The organism is Tabrizicola sp. (assembly GCF_030373185.1).
Lineage (GTDB): Bacteria > Pseudomonadota > Alphaproteobacteria > Rhodobacterales > Rhodobacteraceae > Tabrizicola.
In genome coordinates, this window is the sequence record NZ_JAUCZH010000005.1 from 81,446 (window position 1) to 99,502 (window position 18,057).

The following is an 18,057-nucleotide window of genomic DNA, read 5'->3' on the forward strand; positions in this document are numbered from 1 at the left end:
CCGGATGATCTGATGCCAAAAACAGCCTCGGAGGCGATGACATGTGGTGGGCGATAGCGGCGGTGGCCCTTGGCGGAGTGGCGATTGCGGTACAGGCACCGATCAACGCAGCCTTGGGTCGGGGGCTTGGCGCACCGGTTCCGGCGGCAGCGATTTCCTTTGCGGTCGGGTTCGTGGCGCTGTTTGGCGTGTCGCTGCTGCAAGGGCAGGGCGGCGCCTATCTGAAGCTGGGGCAGGTGCCGATGTGGACGCTGGCCGGCGGACTTCTGGGTGCCTGGTTTGTGTTCGCTTCGGTCTGGGGGGTTGCGACCCTGGGCGTGGTGACATTGGTGGCGGCGATGGTTTTCGGGCAGATGGCCGCCGCGCTGGTCATCGACACAACCGGGATCCTTGGCATGGCGGTGCGTGAGATCACGCTGACGCGGGTTGCGGCGGCCGGGCTGGTGCTGGCCGGGCTGGTGCTTTCGCGGTTCTAGCTAGACCGACACCTCCTTGTGAAGCTGGCCCTTGGCAAGGTCCGACTTGCGGCCCTGCAAGGCGACTGCGCCACGCCGGAAGACATAGACCTGATCGGCGCGGTTCCATGCAAAGTCGAAATATTGTTCGACCAGAATGATCGCCATGCTGCCCTTGCCCTTCAGATAGTCGACCACCTCACCGATCTGCTGGATGATGTTGGGTTGGATGCCTTCGGTCGGCTCATCCAGAAGCAAGACCTTGGGCTGCATGATCAGCGCCCGGGCGATGGCAAGTTGCTGTTGCTGGCCGCCGGAAAGGTCTCCGCCCCGGCGATGCAGGAAGGATTTCAGGATCGGGAACAGAGTGTAGACCTCATCGGGGATCTGATGCTGGGCCTTGGGAAGGACGGCGAAGGCGGTTTCCAGGTTCTCCCGCACGGTCAGGAGAGGGAAGATCATCCGGCCCTGCGGCACGATCGAAAGCCCGCGCCGGGCCATGTCTTGCGCGCGCGCCACGGGCAGGCTCTCGCCGTCCAGCGTGACCCGCCCGCCCGACCGTGGATGGGTTCCCGCCAGCGCCTTCAGAAACGAGGTCTTGCCAACGCCGTTCGGCCCCATGATGCAGGTCACTTCGCCCGCTTTCGCGGCAAAGTCGATGCCGTGCAGGATCTGGCTGCCACCGTAATGCAGCGTGAGTCCGGTGGTTTCAAGCATGGTATCGGACATCAGCCGCGCCCCAGGTAAACGCTGATCACTTGCGGATCGCGGGTGACGTGATCAAGCGAGCCTTCCGCCAGCACGCTGCCTTCGTGCAGGACTGTCACCCGGCAGTTCAGGCGTCGGATGAACTCCATGTCATGTTCGACCACCACCACGGCGCGGGTCTTGGCAAGGCTGACCAGCAGCGCTGTCGTGTGCTCGCGTTCCGCCGGTGTCATGCCCGCGGCGGGCTCATCCACCAACAGCAGGCGCGGTTCCTGCGCCAGAAGCATGGCGATTTCCAGCCATTGCTTCTGGCCATGGCTCAGTTCGCCGGATTTGCGTTGGAGATGATCGCCAAGACCGACCTCGTCGGCCAGTTCCCGGACCCGGGCAAGATCGGATTGCCTTGGCTTACAGAACAGCACACGCCAAGGGCTGCGTGGAGCTTTCAGGGCAAGGATCAGGTTAGCCTCGACGGTCTGGTCCTCAAACACGGTGGGGCGCTGGAACTTGCGTCCGACCCCCTCGCGCGCAATCTGCGCCTCGTTCATGCCCAGCAGGGACAGCGACCGTTCGCCAAAGCTGACGGTGCCGGCGTCGGGGCGGGTCTTGCCGGTAACGATATCCATGAAAGTGGTCTTGCCCGCGCCATTGGGGCCGATGATGGCGCGCAGCTCCGCCGCGCCGATCGAAAAGGACAGATTGTTGATCGCGCGGAAGCCGTCGAAGGTGACAGAGACGCCGGACACTTCCAGAAGGGCTGTCATTGCTGCGCCTCCTGCTCTTGCAGGCTGCCGTCATCAGGGCCAAGGGGCGCGCCCTTGCGGTCTGGTGTGCGCAGGTTCTGGAACCGGTCGAAAAGCCCGCCGATGCCCTTTGGCGCGAAAAGCGTGACGGCGACGAAGGCAAGACCAAGGATCACCAGCCACCAGTTCACCCAAGACAGCGCCACCGGCCCGAAGGCGATGTCGGGCAGGCGGCCCGAGGTGAAGAGCGACGACAGAAGCGAAACGAAAGCCGCGCCGATCACCGCGCCGTAAAGCCGCCCGCGCCCGCCGATGGCGACCCAGACCGCAAGGTAGATCGATGCGATGGGTGCCAGTTCCGCCGGATTGATGATGCCCGCCTGCGGGTAGTAAAGGACTCCCGCGATTGCCGCGATCAGGGCAGTCAGGGTAAACAGGAACAGCTTGTAGACCTCGACCGGGTAGCCAAGAAACCGCACCCGCGCCTCATCGTCCCGGATCGCCCGGATCACTGATCCGAACTTCCCGGACACGACCCATGAAAGCGTCAGGTAACCAAGGCCCAAGGCAAGAGCCGAGGCCCAGAAGAACCAGATCGAGACGATATCCTGCGACGTGCCATCAAGCCCCGGCAGATTTTGCAGGCCGGAAAGCCCGTTGTTGCCTCGCAGGCCAGAGTCGTTCTGGAACAGGTAAAGCGCCAGGGCCAGCGTCATCGCCTGCGTCAGGATCGACAGGTAGACGCCAGTCACCCGGCTGCGGAAGGCCAGCCAGCCGAAGACCAGGGCAAGGGTGCCGGGGACGGCCAGAGCGAGGCTGAGTTGCAGCGGAAGGGAATGCGCCAAGCTCCAGATCAGCGGCAGGTCGGACGAGCCGACGACGCCGAAAATCTGGGTGGCGATGCCTTGCGATATCTCTTCGGGCGTTGCGGGCAGGCCACCTTGCGACAACGCCGTGACCACGATTTCCTCGGTCCGGGCATACATCAGCCACATGCCGATCATGTAGCCGCCAAGCGCGAAGAAGGCCATGTGGCCAAGCGACAGGATGCCGGCGTAACCCCAGATCAGGTCCATCGCGAGCGCGACGAGGCAAAGGCAAAGGGTCTTGCCGAGCGTCTTGACGAAGGAGGTGGAGATGACGCCCGCACCAAAAGCCTCGGACATGAGCGTCACGGCAAGGGTAAAGGCCGCAAGGCAGGCGATGAAGATCAGCACCGAGGGGTTGCGGGCGAAGAGGCTGGGGCTGTCGGTGAAGGCGGGGGGTTTCACACCCCCCGCACCCCCCGTGGGATATTTCCGGACAGATGAAGGCGAGGTCATGGGATCAATCTCCCGCTGCGCGGCCGCGGAGGGCGATGATCCCCCGGGGGCGGAACTGGATGAAAAGGATGATGAAGAGGATCATGTAGGTCTGAGCCGCAAGGGTGTTGGAGGGGTTCAGGAACTCGATCAGCTTTTGCAGGCTTCCGATCATCGTGGCCCCGGCCAGGGTTCCCCAGACGTTGCCGACGCCGCCGACGACGACGGTCATGAAGGATTGGACGATGTAGTCGGCGCCCATTTCCGAGGTGACCTTTGCGTAAAGGCCGATGGCGACCCCCGCGATGCCGGCGATGCCGGAGCCGAGACCGAAGGTCAGCATGTTGATGCGGTCGGGGTTGATGCCCATGCTTGCCGCCATTGCGGGGTTTTGCGTGACGGCACGAACCTCCAGCCCAAGGCGGGTGCGCTTCATCAGGTAGAGGAAGAACATCAGGAACACGAGGGCGAGGACGAAAATCGCGATGCGGATGTAGCTGATCGACACCACGTCGTTGAAGGTGAGCGAGCCGTCGAGCCATCCCGGCGCGGTCAGGGGGCGTGCCTGGGTTCCGAAGACGTTCTTCAGGATCTGTTGCAGCGCGATCGAGATGCCGAAGGTGGCCAGAAGCGTCTCCAGCGGGCGTTTGTAGAGGTGGCGGATGACAAGGCGTTCCATCGCCACCCCCGCGCCGAAGGTCACCACGAAGGCAAGGGGGAGGGCGATGAGGATCGACAGAGTGTAGTCCGGCACGAAAAGTTGCACCACAAAGCCGGTATAGGCGCCCATGGTGATGAACTCGCCATGGGCCATGTTGATCACGCCCATCACGCCGAAGGTGATGGCAAGGCCGATGGCGGCAAGAAAGAAGATTGCCGCCAGCGACAGGGCGTCAAGGCCAAGGTCGGCGGCCTGCATGACGCTGACCTTGCGGTCGATGCGGGTGAGGGCAGCGCGGGCGGCATCGGTGACGGTTGGGTCCGGTTCAACATAGACGTCGAAGAAACGATGCGCGGCGAGGGCGGCCTTCGCCTCATCATCGGTGGCGGCGGCGGCGACAGTACCTGCGGCCTCAAGCGCGGTATAGGCGCGGTCACGGGCAGCCTGGGTGTTCAGCTCGGCCACCGGGATGCCACCGATGGTGCCATTGACGACATTTGCCAGAAGCGCATCGCGCTGCTCTTGCAAGGTCAGGCGGGCCGGGGCGAGGTTGGCTGCGACCAGCAGAGCATAGGCTTCTGAATCGTTCAGGTCGCGGCCAATGGTCAGACTGCGGGCGACGTTCTGGCCCTGAGGCGCGCCCGCGCCCGCGATGCGCGTCGTGGCAACAAGCGGGTTCAGTGCCGCGCGCACATCCAGCGCGGTGTCGGAGCCAAGGCTTTCGATTGCCGCAACCCGGGCTTCCGGGTCGGGGTCGAAGCGCAGGGTCAGGAATCGTTCGAGGCGCTGTTTCTGGGCTTTCAGTGCGGGGTCGGTCTCTGTCTCGATCGCGGCGCGGAGGGGTTCCAACGTCTCGGCCGTGGGGTCGCGGGCGATCGAGGTCAGCGCGGCGGCGCGGCGGGCAGGATCGGGGTCGGTCAGGGTGAACTGGACGAGGGCGGCGGCGATCAGGCCACGGACACCGGCGTTGGGCTTCAGCTCGGTCAGGTCGGCCTTGGTGGCGGTGCCAGCGGGGGTGCCATCCAGCGCGGAAAGGCTGAGACCGTCACCGTCAGGTGTGGCCAGCAAGAGGGCGTTGTCGGCTTTTCGGATCACCAGCCGCTTGTCGGCCCAGGCCGAAAGGATATCATCGGCCATCGGGTCGCCGCTGGCGGCAAGTGCCGTGATCACCGGCCCGATGGTCTGGCGTGACGGCTTTTCGATCTGGTCACGGTTTTCGGCGATGATCTGCGCCGCCTGGCCTTCGGCAAAGGCAAGCGCGGGCGCAAGCCAAAGGGTGGCCGCGACGATAAGGGCGGTCAATCGCATGGGACTTCCGGTGACTTGAGGTGGCGCGGGAGGGGCTTCCCCCTCCCGGCTGTGAGGTCAGTAGTTCGACTTCAACTGCACGCAGGTCTGCGTTTCGGTGTTGTACATCCCGCATTTCAGCTCGGCCCAGTCGGCCTCCAGCACGGCCGATTCCGGCAGATAGTCGGTCCAGGCGTCGCCTGGGACCGGGTCGGTCTGGCTGATGATGTCGAACTGGCCATCGGCGCGGATCTCGCCGATCAGCACGGGCTTGGTCAGGTGGTGGTTGGGCAGCATCTTGGCCATCCCGCCGGTCAGGTTCGGGAATTCCTGCCCGATCATCGCGGCGGACACCGCGTCAACATCTGTCGTCCCTGCGGCGGTGACCGCGTTCACCCACATGTTGAAGCCGATGTAATGCGCTTCCATCGGGTCGTTGGTGACGCGGGCATCGTCCTTGATGAAGGCCTTCCACGCGGCGATGAAGGCCGCGTTTTCCGGGGTATCGGCCGACATGAAGTAGTTCCAGGCGGCCAGATGCCCGGCGAGGTTGGTGGTGTCGAGGCCCGAAAGCTCTTCTTCCCCGACCGAGAAGGCGACAACCGGCAGCGTGTCGGCAGTGACGCCGGCGGCCGCGAGTTCCTTGTAGAAGCCGATGTTGGCATCGCCGTTGATGGTGGAGATGACGCCGACCTTCTTGCCATCCGCCCCCAGCGCCACCACGTCGCCCACGATCTTCGACCAGTCGGAATGACCGAAGGGGGTGTAGTTGACGAAGATGTCTTCCTTCGGGATGCCCTTGGAGATCAGGTAGGCCTCGAGAATGTTGTTCGTGGTGCGCGGATAGACATAGTCGGTGCCGAGAAGGGCGAATTTGGTGACGCCCAGTTCCTCAAGGTAGTAGTCCACCGCCGGGATCGCCTGCTGGTTCGGGGCGGCGCCGGTGTAGAACACGTTCTTCGACGATTCCTCGCCTTCGTATTGCACAGGATAGAACAGAAGGCCGTTCAGCTCTTCGATCACCGGCAGCACGGACTTGCGCGACACCGAGGTCCAGCAGCCGAACATCACGTCGACGTTCGATACGGTCAGCAGTTCCCGCGCCTTTTCCGCAAAAAGCGGCCAATCCGAGGCCGGGTCAACGACCACCGCCTCAAGCTGTTTGCCCAGAAGGCCACCCTTGGCGTTCTGCGCTTCGATCAGCATCAGCATGGTGTCTTTCAGCGTGGTTTCCGAAATTGCCATCGTCCCGGACAGCGAATGTAGCACGCCGACCTTGATCGTCTCGCCTTGCGCAAAGGAAATGCGTGGCAGCGAGAGGGCAGCAGCAGCGGCGGCGCTGGTCAAAAGTGTGCGTCTGGTCAAATTCATGTCGTGATCCCCTGTCACTTGGCCGCCTCTGGCCCTTCCATTCCGCGGAAGATGCGCCATATCTGGACGGCAACCCTGGTTGCACCCGTGCGGTGGTGATGTCCTCCAAGACCTGTCGCCACCGCACACCCCGGCCATCAAAAGGCCGTGCAGGTGCAGCAGAGGCCAAGGGGGGGCTTGCGGCAATGTCAGGCGGGCTGGCGCGGCGCGTTTGGCGTCGTTTGCCGCTTTATTCGGCAGGATTCTGCGGCGCAGCGCGGTTTTGCGGCAGTTGCGAAGAGTGGGGCGGCCCGTGCCGGAGCTAACTGGCGGTCCAGTGTCCCGAGCCAATCGCTGACCAGCCCGGTGCGAGGGGGGGTGGGGGTGGCCCCGAATCCTGCCAGAACTGAAGCCGGATGTGGTCTGGCAGACCGGGCGCATCGGCCAGAGCAACCACTGTCCAGATCAGGTGGAACCCGTCTTCCAGCAGACCTTCGGCGTAAAAGGTGATCTCTTCGGCCTCCAGTGCCTCGGTCGGTTGGTCGTCCCAACCCTGCGCGTCACCCCAGAACACCAGCGCCTCGATCTCGCGCTGTTTGCGGGCAAGGGCCGCCAGCGGGGCGAGGAAGGTCTGGATCGGGGTCGGTTCCGGTTTGCGCTGGGTCAAGGCATGGCTCCTTCAAGGGGCGCATTGTTCTTGTCCGGGCGGTTGACTGTCAATGGACGCCATGGATAGGCAAGGCAGGGGTGTGACATGCAATACCAAGTGACCGCCCGCCGGGTGGACGCGACCGGAAGTTTGGCAATGGCGCATGGGGCCGAGGTGGCGCTGGGAACGGATCTTGCCGGGCGGCCCGAGGCGATGAACCCGGTGGAACTGCTGCTGTCCGCCTTGGCGGCCTGCATGATCAAGGGGGTTGAACGGGTGTCTCCGATGCTGGACTTCGCCTTTGACGGGGTCGAGGTCCGGTTGCAGGCGGAACGGCAGGATGCCCCGCCAAAGCTGGTGTCGATCAGCTATGAGATCATCGTCGCGACCGATGAACGGGGACCGAGGCTTGACCTTCTGCACCGCAACATCCTGAAATACGGAACGATTTCGAACACGCTGGCGGGGGCGGTGCCGCTGACCGGGACAATCAGGCGGGCTTGATGTGCCGAGGATCAGCGGGAACTCCGGTTTAAGCTTGGGCCAAGGTTCTGCCCTTGGCGTCTAACGCCGGGTCATTGCGATGCGGATCAGGGCGCGTTCCATCACCGCCATGCCGGGCGCGCGGCTGGCAGAGCGAAGCGTAAGGTCGGTCTCCAACAAGAGCGACACGGCGGTTTCAAGCGCACGGCTGCCCCATTGGCCCGCCTGACGGCCCATCGCATCCTTTTGCTTGAAATTCACCCGCGCCCGCTGAATTCCGGCGCCCGGACCCTGCGGGTCGCTTGCGGCGGCGTGCAGGATGCGAAAATGCCGGAGCGCGCCGATACAGATGGTGACGGGCAAGACGCCCTGCCCCTCCAGCCTGCGAAACAGCGGGCCGATCGCCTCGGTCCGGGCATCGGCCACGGCGGCGATCAGATCATCCACCTCGGCCTCGATCGTGGCGGGGGCCATTGCGGCGACATCGGCGGGGGTCAGGGGCGAGGCATCTCCCCATTTGTAAAGCGCGATCTTTTCCAGCGTCTGGCGAAAATCGCCCGGATCCAGCGCGCGGGCTAGGGTGGTCAGGTCCGTCATCGCCTCGCGGTCGATGTTGGCAAGGCCTGCGGTCTTCAGCGCGGCTTCGATTTCCTCACGCCCCGGGGGTTCGTCGTAAAGGCCGATGCAAACTGCGGCGGGATGCTTTTCGAACAGGGTCTTCAGCGCGGATTTGCCCGTCAGGTTGCCAGCGGTGACGACAATCTGCGCATCGCCGGGCTTCCAGTCCTTCAGCGCGGTGGCGACGGTATCGGTCAGCCCGTCGGTGGCGTCTTCAAGGAAGGCCACACGCGGGCCGGGGAAAAACCCGGTGGCCTTGATCGCATCCAGAAGCAGGCTGCCGTCCTTGCGCAACTCTGCCCCGGACATCCGCGTCAGGCGCATTTCGCCCGGCCCATCCGGGCCGATCAGAGCGGCAATCGCCTCTTGCCGTTTCAGCGCCACACGCATGGCATCGGCACCAAAGATCAAAAGCCCCGCGCGCCCAGGATCAGGCTTGGCGCAATAGCGGCTGGCCTCGGCCCCTTTCAGGATCATGGCAGGCTGGTGGAAACGGCGATCAGGCGGGCGGTGATCTGGTCAGCCAGAATCCGCATCAGGCGGAAGGCGGCGTCCTCCTCGGCGGCAAGACCCGCGACGGTTGATCCGGTGGCCGAATAGGCGGTGAAACTTTGCACCCTGCCACCGGCAAGACGGGCGCCCGATGCCCTGTCTGTCAGCGTGTAGTCGATCACGCCCTTCAGGTTGAACCGGGTGATTTCGTTTTCCGTGGTGATGCCGACGCCAACAGCCTCGGTCTGGATGGTGTAGGCAAGGTCGTAGCGGTGGTTTTCCGGTCGCCCAAGGCGTTCTTCCAGCCGTTCGACCAGATCGAAGGCGTTCTTGTCGGTCGGGTCTTGCGCGCGGACGGTGCCAAGAAGTGCCGTCGCGGCTCCGCCCGGCGCATAGGCCGGGGTGAAGCCGCAGGCGGCAAGCGCCAGCGGCATGATCAGGAAAGCGCGGCGGTCAAGCAACGACATTGATGATGCGGCCCGGAACGACGATGATCTTCTTCACCGGCTGCCCGGCAAGAAACCTGATCACAGCTTCATCCGCCAGCGCGATCTTTTCAACCTCGGGAATCGGCATATCCTTCGGCACGCTGATTTCCGCCCGCCGCTTGCCGTTGATCTGGATCGGCAAGGTCACGGTATCGTCGACAAGAAGCGCCGGGTCGGCCTTGGGCCATGGGGCCTCTGCGCAAAGGCCGATGCCGCCCTGATAGGCCCAGATATCCTCGGCGATATGCGGCGTCATCGGAGACATCAGTTTTGCCAGCGTGCGGATGGCCTCCTTCATCACCGGGGTCGAGGCGTTGGCCTTGGCCAGCGTGTTGGCAAAGGCGTAAAGCGAGGCGATGGCCTTGTTGAAGGCAAAGCCTTCGATCCCTTTCGTCACCTCGTCGATGGCCTTGGCGGTGGCGCGGGCCAGGTCATTGTCGCCCTCGCCCTGATGATCGGCGGGCATCTGGCCGATGCGGTCACAAAGCGTCCAGACGCGGTTAAGGTGCTTGAACGCAGCCTCGGCGCCACTTGCCGTCCATTCCACGTCGCGTTCGGGTGGCGAGTCCGACATCACGAACCAGCGCGCGGTGTCGGCCCCATAGGCGGCGATGATGTCGTTGGGGTCCACGACATTCTTCTTTGATTTCGACATCTTGGCTGAAGGGATGACTTCGACCAGCAGCCCTTCGTCGCTCAGGGCGCGGATGAAGGCATCGACGTCGTCGATCATGTCCACGGGCGGCGGCACATTGCCCTTCACGACGATCCTGCGGTCTGCCACGTTGAAGACTGTCACGTCCTCGGGCAGGTGATAGACCGGGCGACCCTGCGCGTCCCGGGTCATGTAGATCTCATGCGTCACCATCCCTTGGGTGAACAGCGCGTTGAACGGCTCGATGGCCTTGGCAGGCAGGTGGCCGGTCTTGTGCATCGCCCGGGCAAAGAAGCGGGAATACAGCAGGTGAAGGATCGCGTGTTCGATCCCTCCGATATACTGGTCGACGTTCATCCAGTAGTCGGCGTCTTCCAGCACAGTCGGCGTGGTCGCGCGTGGCGCGGTGAAGCGGGCGTAATACCAGCTTGAATCCACGAAGGTATCCATCGTGTCCGTCTCGCGCCGGGCCGCAGCACCACACTTGGGGCAGGTGCAGTCACGCCATGTCGGATGCCGGTCCAAGGGGTTGCCGGGAACATCAAAGCTGACGTCATACGGGAGTTCGATCGGCAGATTCGCCTTGGCCTCCGGCACCACGCCGCAGCCGGCGCAATGGATCACCGGGATCGGGCAACCCCAATAGCGCTGGCGGCTGACGCCCCAGTCGCGCAGGCGGAACTTGGTGACACCCGTGCCGTAGCCGTGGGTTTCGGCATGGGCGATGGCGGTGGCGACGGCCTCGTCACCGGTCTGCACCTCGGCACCGGCAAAGCCGCGCACATAGCGCACGCGTTCGGATTTCATCGGCACATAAGCCTCGGCCAGCGCGGCGTCTTCAGCCCCATCAGCAGCGAAAACCGCCTTGATCGGCAGGCGATACTTGGTGGCGAAATCGAAATCCCGCTGGTCATGCGCGGGGCAGCCGAAAATCGCACCGGTGCCGTAGTCCATCAAGATGAAATTGGCAATCCAGACCGGCAATTCCCAATTGGGATCAAGCGGATGCTGCACCCGGATGCCGGTGTCATAGCCGATCTTCTCGGCTGTCTCGATTTCCTCGGCCGACGTCCCGCCCCGGCGACATTCGGCGACAAAGGCGGCAATCTTCGGGTCACCCTCCAGCGCCCTGGCCAAGGGGTGATCCGCCGAAATCGCCGCAAAGCTGGCTCCCATCAGCGTATCGGGGCGCGTCGTATAGACCTCCAGAGTGTCAAACCCGGCCGGGGCGCCAACGGTCTTGAACCCGAACTGCAAGCCCCTGGACTTGCCGATCCAGTTCGCCTGCATCAGACGCACCTTTTCCGGCCAATGCGTCAGCCCGTCCAAAGCCGACAGCAACTCCTCCGAATAATCGCTGATCTTGAAGAACCACTGGGTCAACTCGCGCCGTTCCACCACGGCACCCGACCGCCAGCCTTTGCCGTCGATCACCTGCTCATTTGCCAGAACCGTCATGTCAACCGGATCCCAGTTGACGACCGCCGCCTTGCGGTAGACCAGCCCGGCTTCCATCATGTCGATGAACATGGCCTGCTGCTGGCCGTAATATTCCGGGTCACAGGTCGCAAGCTCGCGCGACCAGTCGATGCTCAACCCCAAGGGCTTCATCTGCGCCTTCATGTCGGCGATGTTGCCGTAGGTCCAGTCCTTCGGATGGCCACCCCGTTCCATCGCGGCATTCTCGGCGGGCATGCCGAAGGCGTCCCAGCCCATCGGATGCAGGACCGAATACCCCTGCGCCAGCTTGGTCCGCGCCACCACGTCGCCCATCGTATAGTTGCGCACATGGCCCATGTGGATGCGCCCTGACGGATAGGGAAACATCTCCAGCACATAATACTTGGGCTTCGCTGGATCGCGCCGCGCGGTGAAGGCCCCGGCCTTGTCCCAGGCCTCTTGCCACCTGGGTTCGATCACGGATGGGTCATAGCGCGACATCTGGGAGCCTCGTTGCGGATTACCGCGCGCAATTACACAGAGCGCGGGGCGAAGGTCCACCCCTGCCGCCGCGCCGGTCTTCCTCTCTGCGAAAATATCCCGGGGGTGCGGGGGCTGGCCCCCGCTTGCCTGCCGTTGCAGCCTGACGTCAAAGCTTGCTGTCGCGAATCCGCAGCTGGCGGGCGCGGGTCAGGATTGCGTCTTCGACCGCGCGGACGGTCTCGGGTGCCACCGCCGCACCGCCCTGGCCTTGCAACGCCACCTTCAGGCTGCGCGCATCCAGCGCCGGATCCTGCACATAGACCGTTGCGCGGTAGGCGCGGCCCCCACCTGGCGGGCGGCCATAACCGGTGATGATCACCCCGGTGAACGGATCGACCGATTCGACCGGCAGGAAGTTCAGCACTTCAAGGCTGGCCTGCCAGATATACTTGTTCACCTCGACCGTGGTGTTCGGGTTGTCTGCGTCCGAGAACAGATCCCAAAGCGTTGATTTGCGCTCATTCGCACCGGTAGCTTCGGCGAGTGCGGCGCGCTGGGCGTCGGCGCGTTCCTTGCTGGTCATCTGCCCTTCCGAAGGAATCGACGGGCCACGGCGGAACAGCCCGCTGTCGCCACTGGCAAACCCGCCCCCGCAGGCAGCGAGCGAAAAGGCCAGCCCTGTTGCCAGCGCCATCCGTCCAAGTTGCTGCAAGATCATGAAGCCATCCTCAGTTCCCGTGCCTTGCTGTCTAGCCGAGCCTCCCCTGCCTGCCAAGGCCTTTCGCGCCTTTATGGGCCGCTGGGCAGGCGTGCGCGGCGGCAGGGCGGGCGATTCCTGACCTGTGGCTTTGCTGCACCAACTTTCCGTCGTTTTGAAACCGGCTGTCTGTTGGCGTTGCATTCGGGGGCGGCAGCGGCGAAATAACGTCCATTCCCCTGCGGATTCCCCTGCGGCGGGCTTACCTTGAAGAAAGAGGGAAAACATGAAAAAGGTTCTTCTCGCGACGAGCGCTCTGGTGATGTTCGCTGGTGCAGCTTCCGCAGAAATCGCGCTGTCGGGTTCGGCCGTGATGGGCGTTGGCGACGACGGCGGAGTCGATGGCGTACGTTCGATCATGGAAACGTATCTGACCTTCAGCGCCTCGGGTGAAACCGATGCCGGTCTGGCGTTCGGCTTCGACACCACGATCGGCGTCTATGACACCGACGGCGGCCTGAACGATGACGGCACCTCGGTGTACATCTCGGGCGCTTTCGGCAAACTGTCGATGGGTTCGGTTGCCGAAGCTGACGAAGTTGCCACCCTGTCGGACATCGGTCTTGTCGGCCTCGGCATTGACAACGTTGCTGAATCCTACAGCGGCGACAGCGCTGGCCGTGAATCGCATGACGTGAACTACACCTACTCGGCTGGCGCCCTGATGCTGGCCCTGTCGGCCCACATCGGTGCTGGCGGTGAAGGCGACGGCTATGCCGTTGGTGTGAAGTACAGCTTCGGCGACGCCTATGTCGGCCTTGGCTACAACGACGACAACGTCTCGCTTGCTGCTGGCACCGTGACCTCGGTGTACGCTGGCGGTAGCTTTGGTGCCTTCGGTGTGTCTGCAATGTGGTCGGAATGGAATCCTGATGCGGCTGGTGCAAACCAGGACGCATATGGCGTGTACATGACCTATGCCGTTGATGCGCTGACCCTGTCGGCCGCCGTTGCCGACGGAAGCGCCGAAGCCGACGCTTCCTATGGTATCGGTGCAGCTTACGACCTCGGCGGTGGTGCTGAAGTCAAGGGCGGCGTTGGTGACGTCCGCGGCGAGACCGTCTGGGACATGGGTCTGTCGTTCTCGTTCTAATCCCTCGGGATCAGACTTGCGGAAAGGGCGGACCTTCGGGTCCGCCCTTTTCTTTTTGTGCGACGGGGCTAGGGTCTGGCCAGAATAGCGGGGGGCAGGATGGGTCTGGCTGAAATCACGCAACGGGTGCGGGCGGCGGAACAGGCGGCGGGGCGGGCCGAAGGGTCTGTCACCCTGATCGCGGTGTCAAAGGTGCAGCCGCTGGACCGTGTTGTCGCGGTGCTGGAAGCGGGCCACCGCGTCTTTGGCGAGAACTATGTGCAAGAGGCGGCGGGCAAATGGCCCGGCCTTCGCGCGCGGTTCGGCCCGGTCGCGGTGCATATGATCGGCCCGTTGCAGACCAACAAGGCCAGGCTGGCGGTCGATCTGTTTGACGCGGTCCATACCGTTGACCGCCCCTCACTGGCGCAAAAGCTGGCCGCGCTGGCCCAGTCGCGCGGGGCCTGCCCGAAACTGTTCGTGCAGGTCAACACCGGCAAAGAGCCGCAGAAGGCCGGGGTTCTGCCGGGCGATCTGGCCGGATTCCTGGCCGATTGCCGGACAATGGACCTGCCGATCAACGGCCTGATGTGCATCCCCCCCGAAGCCGAAGATGCCACGCCGCATTTCGCGATGCTTGCGGCAATGGCGTCGGATCACGGGCTGACCAGCCTTTCGATGGGGATGAGCAGCGACTTTGAAGCCGCGATTGCGCATGGTGCCACGCATATCCGGGTTGGCAGCGCCATCTTCGGTGCGCGGAACTATCCGCCAAGGGCGGGCTGAGGCAGGCAACCGGTCAACCCCGCAGGCAGGACCACTGGCGCGCCAAGTGCGTAAAGCGTGGCCACAAGGTCAGCCCCGCCGCGCAACGTGACGCTGACCGGACCGGCACTGACCACGGCCATCCCGTCGGGAAGTGCGCGGATCAGCCCATCGGGGGGCAGCAAGACCAACGCCGCAGGAGCCTCTCCCCCCAGCCGCATGACAAGGGCCAAGGTGGCGACCCAGCCCAAGCGCCACGCGGCGCTCGCGGTCCCGCAGGGTGGTGGACGCGGACTTGTCCAGATCTGCCGCATCGCGCGGGAAATCCCATTTGTGCCACGGCACCTGTTGCAGGAAGACCGCGTAGTCGGCAGCTTGCCGGGCGGAAATGTCATCCAGCGGCGCGCGCACCGGACCGCGCAGGAGGACGAACAGACGACCAAGGGTTTCCTCATAGCCGGCCTTGGCCAGAAACCCTGCGGTAAAGCTGACACCGATTGTGTAGACCATCTGCCTGGTCTCCCAGGGGAAACCGCCATGGGGGCCAGAGGCTTCCGACAGCGCACAGGTCGAGGACCAGAAGTCCGCGACTGAAGAAAGAAAGCCGTAGGCATGCGGATCACCTCGGCATAGTCGGCATAGGCGTGGACGATATGCCATTCGGGATAGGCCATCAGCGTGCGGCCTTCGGCCTGCTGCCAGTCCCGCCCGACCAGCGACGCATGTGCGACGGCGGTGCCTTCCGGGCGGCACATCGTCTCGACACAGGCGACGGGGGAGACGAGGCCCAGGACGAGGACGACACCCGGCGCAAGATGATGTTCAACAGCTCCTGACAGCTGCCGGGGATGATCTCTTTTGCGGCGGCGGTGAAGTCGGCGAAAAGGTCGGGGGCGACGAAGTATTCGTGAAGGATATCGGTGCGGGTCGGGTCGCGGTCGTCCAGCGTGATGACCGGTTCATTCATCAGAGATGACCGGCTGGCGGCGCCCGCAAGCATCGCACCGATCCCGGTCTCGATCCGCAGCGGCGGCGTTTTACCCATTGGTTGCCCGGCTGCGCCCGAACGATCGCGCGTGAGGCGGTAGGCAGGAGGCCTGATCCACTGGCGGGGGGGGATCTCACCCGCGACGGGCCGATATGTCATCAGCATCGCGTCATCGAAGAACCCTTCACGGTCGATGTTCAGCCTGCCGTAGGCAATCGGTACCGACCCATCCGCCACAGCGGCGAAGGCGGCGGCGAAATCGGCGGCGGGCATGGTCTGGAACCTCGGTTCAAGTCGCTGGTTCGGCACGGCTTCCACTTCCAGTTCCGTGATCAGGCCGATCAGGCCATAGCCGCCCATCGCGCCAGAAAAGAGGTCAGTGTTTTCGGTTCTAGAGGCGCGCACAAGGCTGCCATCCGCCAGCGCCATCTGCACGGACCGAGAAAGTCGAGGCCACCCCGAAATCGGCGTTTGACTGCATGACCTTGGGGGAAAGGCCAAGGGGATCAAGGGCAGCAATCACCTGATGCCAGCGGGTGCCGACCACGCCAGCGACTGCTCCGGCTCCGAACAGGGCCGCCCGTCTTGTCAGCGCCATGCGGCCCTCAATTCAGATGTTCACAAGAAGCATGGCGCTGCGCTGCAAAGGCGTCCAGTCAGCATTTCCGGGCGTATCAGGGCTGAGTCACCGCGCAAAATTGGCTGCATGCGGTCAGGTAAGCCAGACCCTTGCATAGGGCGGCAATACGATCTGGCCCTGATGGGTCTCCACCCGCTCATCCGACAGCGCGTCATGCATCACCGTGGCCCCCAACGCGCGGGCCGGGGCTTCGCCGACATACTGCCAGCGCTCTGTGAAGTTGAAAAGTCCCAGAAGCGTGCCTGTCGGTGCGAGGCGCTGAAAGGCCAGAACGGCATCATTGCCCGAAGGCACCACGCGGATCGGCACGGCGGCATGCAGCGCCGGGGTGGCGCGACGGCGGGCGAGGATCTGCCTTGTCCCCCAGAACACGCGAGCGGCGGGGGTGTTGCCGGAATGCCGGGTATCCGCAAGCGCCCAATCCATCCGGGGCCGGTGAATCCAGCGGCTGTCATGGGCATGTTCCGGGACATCCAGATAGCCATGGTCATTGGGTAGCGCCAGCTCATCCCCCATGTAGATCAACGGGATACCGCCCCAGGCCGCAATCAGCGCATGGCCCATCAGCATGCGTTGCACCGCCATTTCCACGCCAGCCACATCGCCCGAGGCCTCGGCCCGCTCCAGCCCCGCAAGGCTGGCGAAGCTGCCGGAAATGCGCTTGTCGCCTGTCGCCTCATTGAACTGGAACAGCGCCCCCTTGGCAAAGGTTCCGGGGAAACTGCCTTCATAAAAATCCGACAGGAAGTTGCGGTGGCCGTGGCCCGAGGCACCGACGGCCGCAGCGTCCTCATCCGTGATGGCCCAGCCGATATCGTCATGACAGCGGATGTAAGTGGCATAGGTGGCATTGGTCAGCCGGTCCGGGAAATGGGTGGCCAGCACATGCGTCATCAGCCTTGTGTCGCGGGTGGCAAGGGCCGACCAGAACTGCACCATCAGGCTGTTGTGATAGGCAAGGTTTCCCTCTTTCCCGTCATGTTTGCCGCGCCCCAGGTAGGGCAGCATTTCCGCCGGGGCGACAATCGCCTCTGCCAGATGGATCACCGCTGCCGAGGCAATCCGGCTGCACGCCCGCAAGGCTTGCAGCAGCATATGCACCTCTGGTTCCGACTGGCAGCGGGTTCCCATCCGCTTCCACATGAAGGCCACGGCATCCAGCCGCAGTACATCAACGCCCTTGTTGGCCAGAAACAGCATGACCTCCACGATCTCAAGGAAGACGGCGGGGTTTGCCCAGTTCAGATCCCACTGGTGTTCGTTGAAGGTGGTCCAGACCCGTTTCCCGATCTCGGGGTAATGGGTGAAGTTGCCCGGCGCGTTGTCGGGGAAGACCTCGACCAGGTTGCGTTCGTACCGGTTCGGCAGGTCGGGCGTGTCGAACATCAGGTAGTAGTCCTGATATTTCGGATCGCCCTTCGCCGCCTTCTTCGCCCAGGCATGTTCCTTGGCGGTATGGTTCAGCACAAGGTCCACGCAGAGCGACATGCCCCGCGCGCGCAGGGCTGCACTGACGGCCTCGAAATCGGCCATCGAGCCGAAGGCCGGGTTGATCTGGCGGTAGTCCATCACCGAATAGCCGCCGTCGCTGTCGCCGGGCCGGGGTTTCAGGCAGGGCATGAGGTGGACGTAAGTGATGCCCAGATCTTCAAGGTAATCCAGCTTGTCGAGGATGCCTTGCAGCGTGCCGTTGAAACGGTCGATGTAGAAGACATAGCCCGCCATGTCGGGGCGCTGAAACCAGTCGGGCTCCAGATCGCGTTTCAGGTCAAGGTGGCGCAGATCGGCAGGCCGGTCCTTCCAGCCCTTGCGCAGCGCCTTGGTCAGCCGTTCCCGAAAGGCGGGATAATCCGGGCGGGCGCCATAAAGCGCCTCCAGCATCGGGAACAGGTCAGGGGAGGATCGGGCCAGCCGCAAATCAAAGATGTCGTCATCCGCACCGGACGGCGTTCTGGCCATGGTCGTCCTCCCGTAACTGGTGGCAGGTTAGGCAATCCAAAGCGGTTTGGAAAGTGGATTCAG

Annotated in this window: 18 protein-coding genes; 4 read left to right on the forward strand and 14 right to left on the reverse strand. The window is 63.8% G+C overall.

The window, feature by feature from the left end; genetic code table 11:
* Positions 1-41 precede the first annotated feature (41 nt).
* The gene (locus tag QUV21_RS11400) at positions 42-476 is read left to right on the forward strand and encodes a DMT family transporter (protein WP_300855045.1); all 435 of its coding nucleotides are present in this window, start codon (positions 42-44) and stop codon (positions 474-476) included.
* On the opposite strand, the gene urtE is transcribed toward QUV21_RS11400, so the two are convergent.
* The 6 genes from urtE to QUV21_RS11430 all read right to left on the reverse strand — a co-directional run bounded on the left by urtE (position 477) and on the right by QUV21_RS11430 (position 7,172).
* Positions 477-1,172, reverse strand: a complete 696-nt coding sequence (gene urtE, locus QUV21_RS11405; protein ID WP_300855301.1) for an urea ABC transporter ATP-binding subunit UrtE — start codon at positions 1,170-1,172, stop codon at positions 477-479. It abuts the gene before it with no gap.
* A gap of 11 nt (positions 1,173-1,183) precedes the next feature.
* The gene (gene urtD / locus QUV21_RS11410; protein WP_300855047.1) at positions 1,184-1,927 is read right to left on the reverse strand and encodes an urea ABC transporter ATP-binding protein UrtD; all 744 of its coding nucleotides are present in this window, start codon (positions 1,925-1,927) and stop codon (positions 1,184-1,186) included.
* The gene (gene urtC, locus QUV21_RS11415) at positions 1,924-3,228 is read right to left on the reverse strand and encodes an urea ABC transporter permease subunit UrtC (RefSeq protein WP_300855049.1); all 1,305 of its coding nucleotides are present in this window, start codon (positions 3,226-3,228) and stop codon (positions 1,924-1,926) included. The genes urtD and urtC overlap by 4 nt, the downstream gene beginning before the upstream one ends.
* Before the next feature lie 4 nt (positions 3,229-3,232).
* Positions 3,233-5,176, reverse strand: a complete 1,944-nt coding sequence (urtB, locus tag QUV21_RS11420; RefSeq protein ID WP_300855052.1) for an urea ABC transporter permease subunit UrtB — start codon at positions 5,174-5,176, stop codon at positions 3,233-3,235.
* A 57-nt stretch (positions 5,177-5,233) separates the two neighbouring features.
* Positions 5,234-6,520, reverse strand: a complete 1,287-nt coding sequence (gene urtA, locus QUV21_RS11425) for an urea ABC transporter substrate-binding protein (RefSeq protein ID WP_300855302.1) — start codon at positions 6,518-6,520, stop codon at positions 5,234-5,236.
* 307 nt (positions 6,521-6,827) lie between these two features.
* On the reverse strand, positions 6,828-7,172 hold the full coding sequence (locus tag QUV21_RS11430) for a hypothetical protein (RefSeq protein WP_300855054.1): 345 nt from the start codon (positions 7,170-7,172) through the stop codon (positions 6,828-6,830).
* Between the two features lie 87 nt (positions 7,173-7,259).
* Here QUV21_RS11430 and QUV21_RS11435 point away from each other — a divergent pair, with 87 nt between their 5' ends.
* Positions 7,260-7,658 carry an OsmC family protein gene (locus tag QUV21_RS11435; RefSeq protein WP_300855055.1) on the forward strand — a complete coding sequence of 133 codons (399 nt, stop codon included), beginning with the start codon at positions 7,260-7,262 and terminating at the stop codon, positions 7,656-7,658.
* 60 nt (positions 7,659-7,718) lie between these two features.
* Here the strand turns inward: QUV21_RS11435 and holA are convergent, their stop codons facing one another.
* The 4 genes from holA to QUV21_RS11455 all read right to left on the reverse strand — a co-directional run bounded on the left by holA (position 7,719) and on the right by QUV21_RS11455 (position 12,531).
* Positions 7,719-8,732, reverse strand: coding sequence for a DNA polymerase III subunit delta (gene holA / locus QUV21_RS11440; protein WP_300855056.1), 1,014 nt, complete (start codon positions 8,730-8,732; stop codon positions 7,719-7,721).
* Positions 8,729-9,214 (reverse strand): LPS assembly lipoprotein LptE, encoded by a 486-nt coding sequence (lptE, locus tag QUV21_RS11445; protein WP_300855057.1) that lies wholly within the window; start codon positions 9,212-9,214, stop codon positions 8,729-8,731. Before lptE ends, holA begins: the two co-directional genes overlap by 4 nt.
* Positions 9,201-11,831: a leucine--tRNA ligase gene (gene leuS / locus QUV21_RS11450; RefSeq protein WP_300855058.1), complete on the reverse strand. Its 2,631-nt coding sequence runs from the start codon at positions 11,829-11,831 to the stop codon at positions 9,201-9,203. The genes lptE and leuS overlap by 14 nt, the downstream gene beginning before the upstream one ends.
* A gap of 148 nt (positions 11,832-11,979) precedes the next feature.
* Entirely contained in the window at positions 11,980-12,531 is a 552-nt protein-coding gene (locus QUV21_RS11455; protein ID WP_300855059.1) for a DUF3576 domain-containing protein, read from the reverse strand.
* A gap of 265 nt (positions 12,532-12,796) precedes the next feature.
* Between QUV21_RS11455 and QUV21_RS11460 the strand changes: the two genes are divergently transcribed.
* The gene (locus tag QUV21_RS11460) at positions 12,797-13,663 is read left to right on the forward strand and encodes a porin (protein WP_300855061.1); all 867 of its coding nucleotides are present in this window, start codon (positions 12,797-12,799) and stop codon (positions 13,661-13,663) included.
* Between the two features lie 99 nt (positions 13,664-13,762).
* A complete protein-coding gene (locus QUV21_RS11465) occupies positions 13,763-14,428 on the forward strand; it encodes a YggS family pyridoxal phosphate-dependent enzyme (RefSeq protein ID WP_300855062.1) in 666 nt (221 codons plus the stop codon).
* Positions 14,429-14,497: 69 nt separating this feature from the next.
* On the opposite strand, the gene QUV21_RS11470 is transcribed toward QUV21_RS11465, so the two are convergent.
* From QUV21_RS11470 to QUV21_RS11485, 4 genes are all read right to left on the reverse strand, one after another.
* The gene (locus QUV21_RS11470) at positions 14,498-14,917 is read right to left on the reverse strand and encodes a hypothetical protein (RefSeq protein WP_300855063.1); all 420 of its coding nucleotides are present in this window, start codon (positions 14,915-14,917) and stop codon (positions 14,498-14,500) included.
* A 163-nt stretch (positions 14,918-15,080) separates the two neighbouring features.
* Positions 15,081-15,824, reverse strand: coding sequence for a hypothetical protein (locus tag QUV21_RS11475; protein ID WP_300855064.1), 744 nt, complete (start codon positions 15,822-15,824; stop codon positions 15,081-15,083).
* Complete coding sequence (locus QUV21_RS11480) at positions 15,787-15,993, reverse strand: hypothetical protein (protein ID WP_300855065.1); 207 nt, start codon at positions 15,991-15,993, stop codon at positions 15,787-15,789. Before QUV21_RS11480 ends, QUV21_RS11475 begins: the two co-directional genes overlap by 38 nt.
* Positions 15,994-16,107: 114 nt before the next feature.
* Positions 16,108-17,994: an amylosucrase gene (locus QUV21_RS11485; protein WP_300855066.1), complete on the reverse strand. Its 1,887-nt coding sequence runs from the start codon at positions 17,992-17,994 to the stop codon at positions 16,108-16,110.
* Between the last annotated feature and the right edge of the window lie 63 nt (positions 17,995-18,057).

What these genes read in the sequence shown, in the direction of transcription:
- urtE (WP_300855301.1), bottom strand. Translation starts at nt 1,172, where the DNA reads ATGCTTGAAACCACCGGACTCACGCTGCATTACGGTGGCAGCCAGATC.
- QUV21_RS11475 (WP_300855064.1), bottom strand. Translation starts at nt 15,824, where the DNA reads ATGGCGCTGGCGGATGGCAGCCTTGTGCGCGCCTCTAGAACCGAAAAC.
- urtB (WP_300855052.1), bottom strand. Translation starts at nt 5,176, where the DNA reads ATGCGATTGACCGCCCTTATCGTCGCGGCCACCCTTTGGCTTGCGCCC.
- QUV21_RS11480 (WP_300855065.1), bottom strand. Translation starts at nt 15,993, where the DNA reads ATGGCGCTGACAAGACGGGCGGCCCTGTTCGGAGCCGGAGCAGTCGCT.
- QUV21_RS11460 (WP_300855061.1), top strand. Translation starts at nt 12,797, where the DNA reads ATGAAAAAGGTTCTTCTCGCGACGAGCGCTCTGGTGATGTTCGCTGGT.
- QUV21_RS11455 (WP_300855059.1), bottom strand. Translation starts at nt 12,531, where the DNA reads ATGATCTTGCAGCAACTTGGACGGATGGCGCTGGCAACAGGGCTGGCC.
- QUV21_RS11435 (WP_300855055.1), top strand. Translation starts at nt 7,260, where the DNA reads ATGCAATACCAAGTGACCGCCCGCCGGGTGGACGCGACCGGAAGTTTG.
- QUV21_RS11485 (WP_300855066.1), bottom strand. Translation starts at nt 17,994, where the DNA reads ATGGCCAGAACGCCGTCCGGTGCGGATGACGACATCTTTGATTTGCGG.
- QUV21_RS11465 (WP_300855062.1), top strand. Translation starts at nt 13,763, where the DNA reads ATGGGTCTGGCTGAAATCACGCAACGGGTGCGGGCGGCGGAACAGGCG.
- QUV21_RS11470 (WP_300855063.1), bottom strand. Translation starts at nt 14,917, where the DNA reads ATGGTCTACACAATCGGTGTCAGCTTTACCGCAGGGTTTCTGGCCAAG.
- holA (WP_300855056.1), bottom strand. Translation starts at nt 8,732, where the DNA reads ATGATCCTGAAAGGGGCCGAGGCCAGCCGCTATTGCGCCAAGCCTGAT.
- urtC (WP_300855049.1), bottom strand. Translation starts at nt 3,228, where the DNA reads ATGACCTCGCCTTCATCTGTCCGGAAATATCCCACGGGGGGTGCGGGG.
- lptE (WP_300855057.1), bottom strand. Translation starts at nt 9,214, where the DNA reads ATGTCGTTGCTTGACCGCCGCGCTTTCCTGATCATGCCGCTGGCGCTT.
- QUV21_RS11400 (WP_300855045.1), top strand. Translation starts at nt 42, where the DNA reads ATGTGGTGGGCGATAGCGGCGGTGGCCCTTGGCGGAGTGGCGATTGCG.
- urtD (WP_300855047.1), bottom strand. Translation starts at nt 1,927, where the DNA reads ATGACAGCCCTTCTGGAAGTGTCCGGCGTCTCTGTCACCTTCGACGGC.
- leuS (WP_300855058.1), bottom strand. Translation starts at nt 11,831, where the DNA reads ATGTCGCGCTATGACCCATCCGTGATCGAACCCAGGTGGCAAGAGGCC.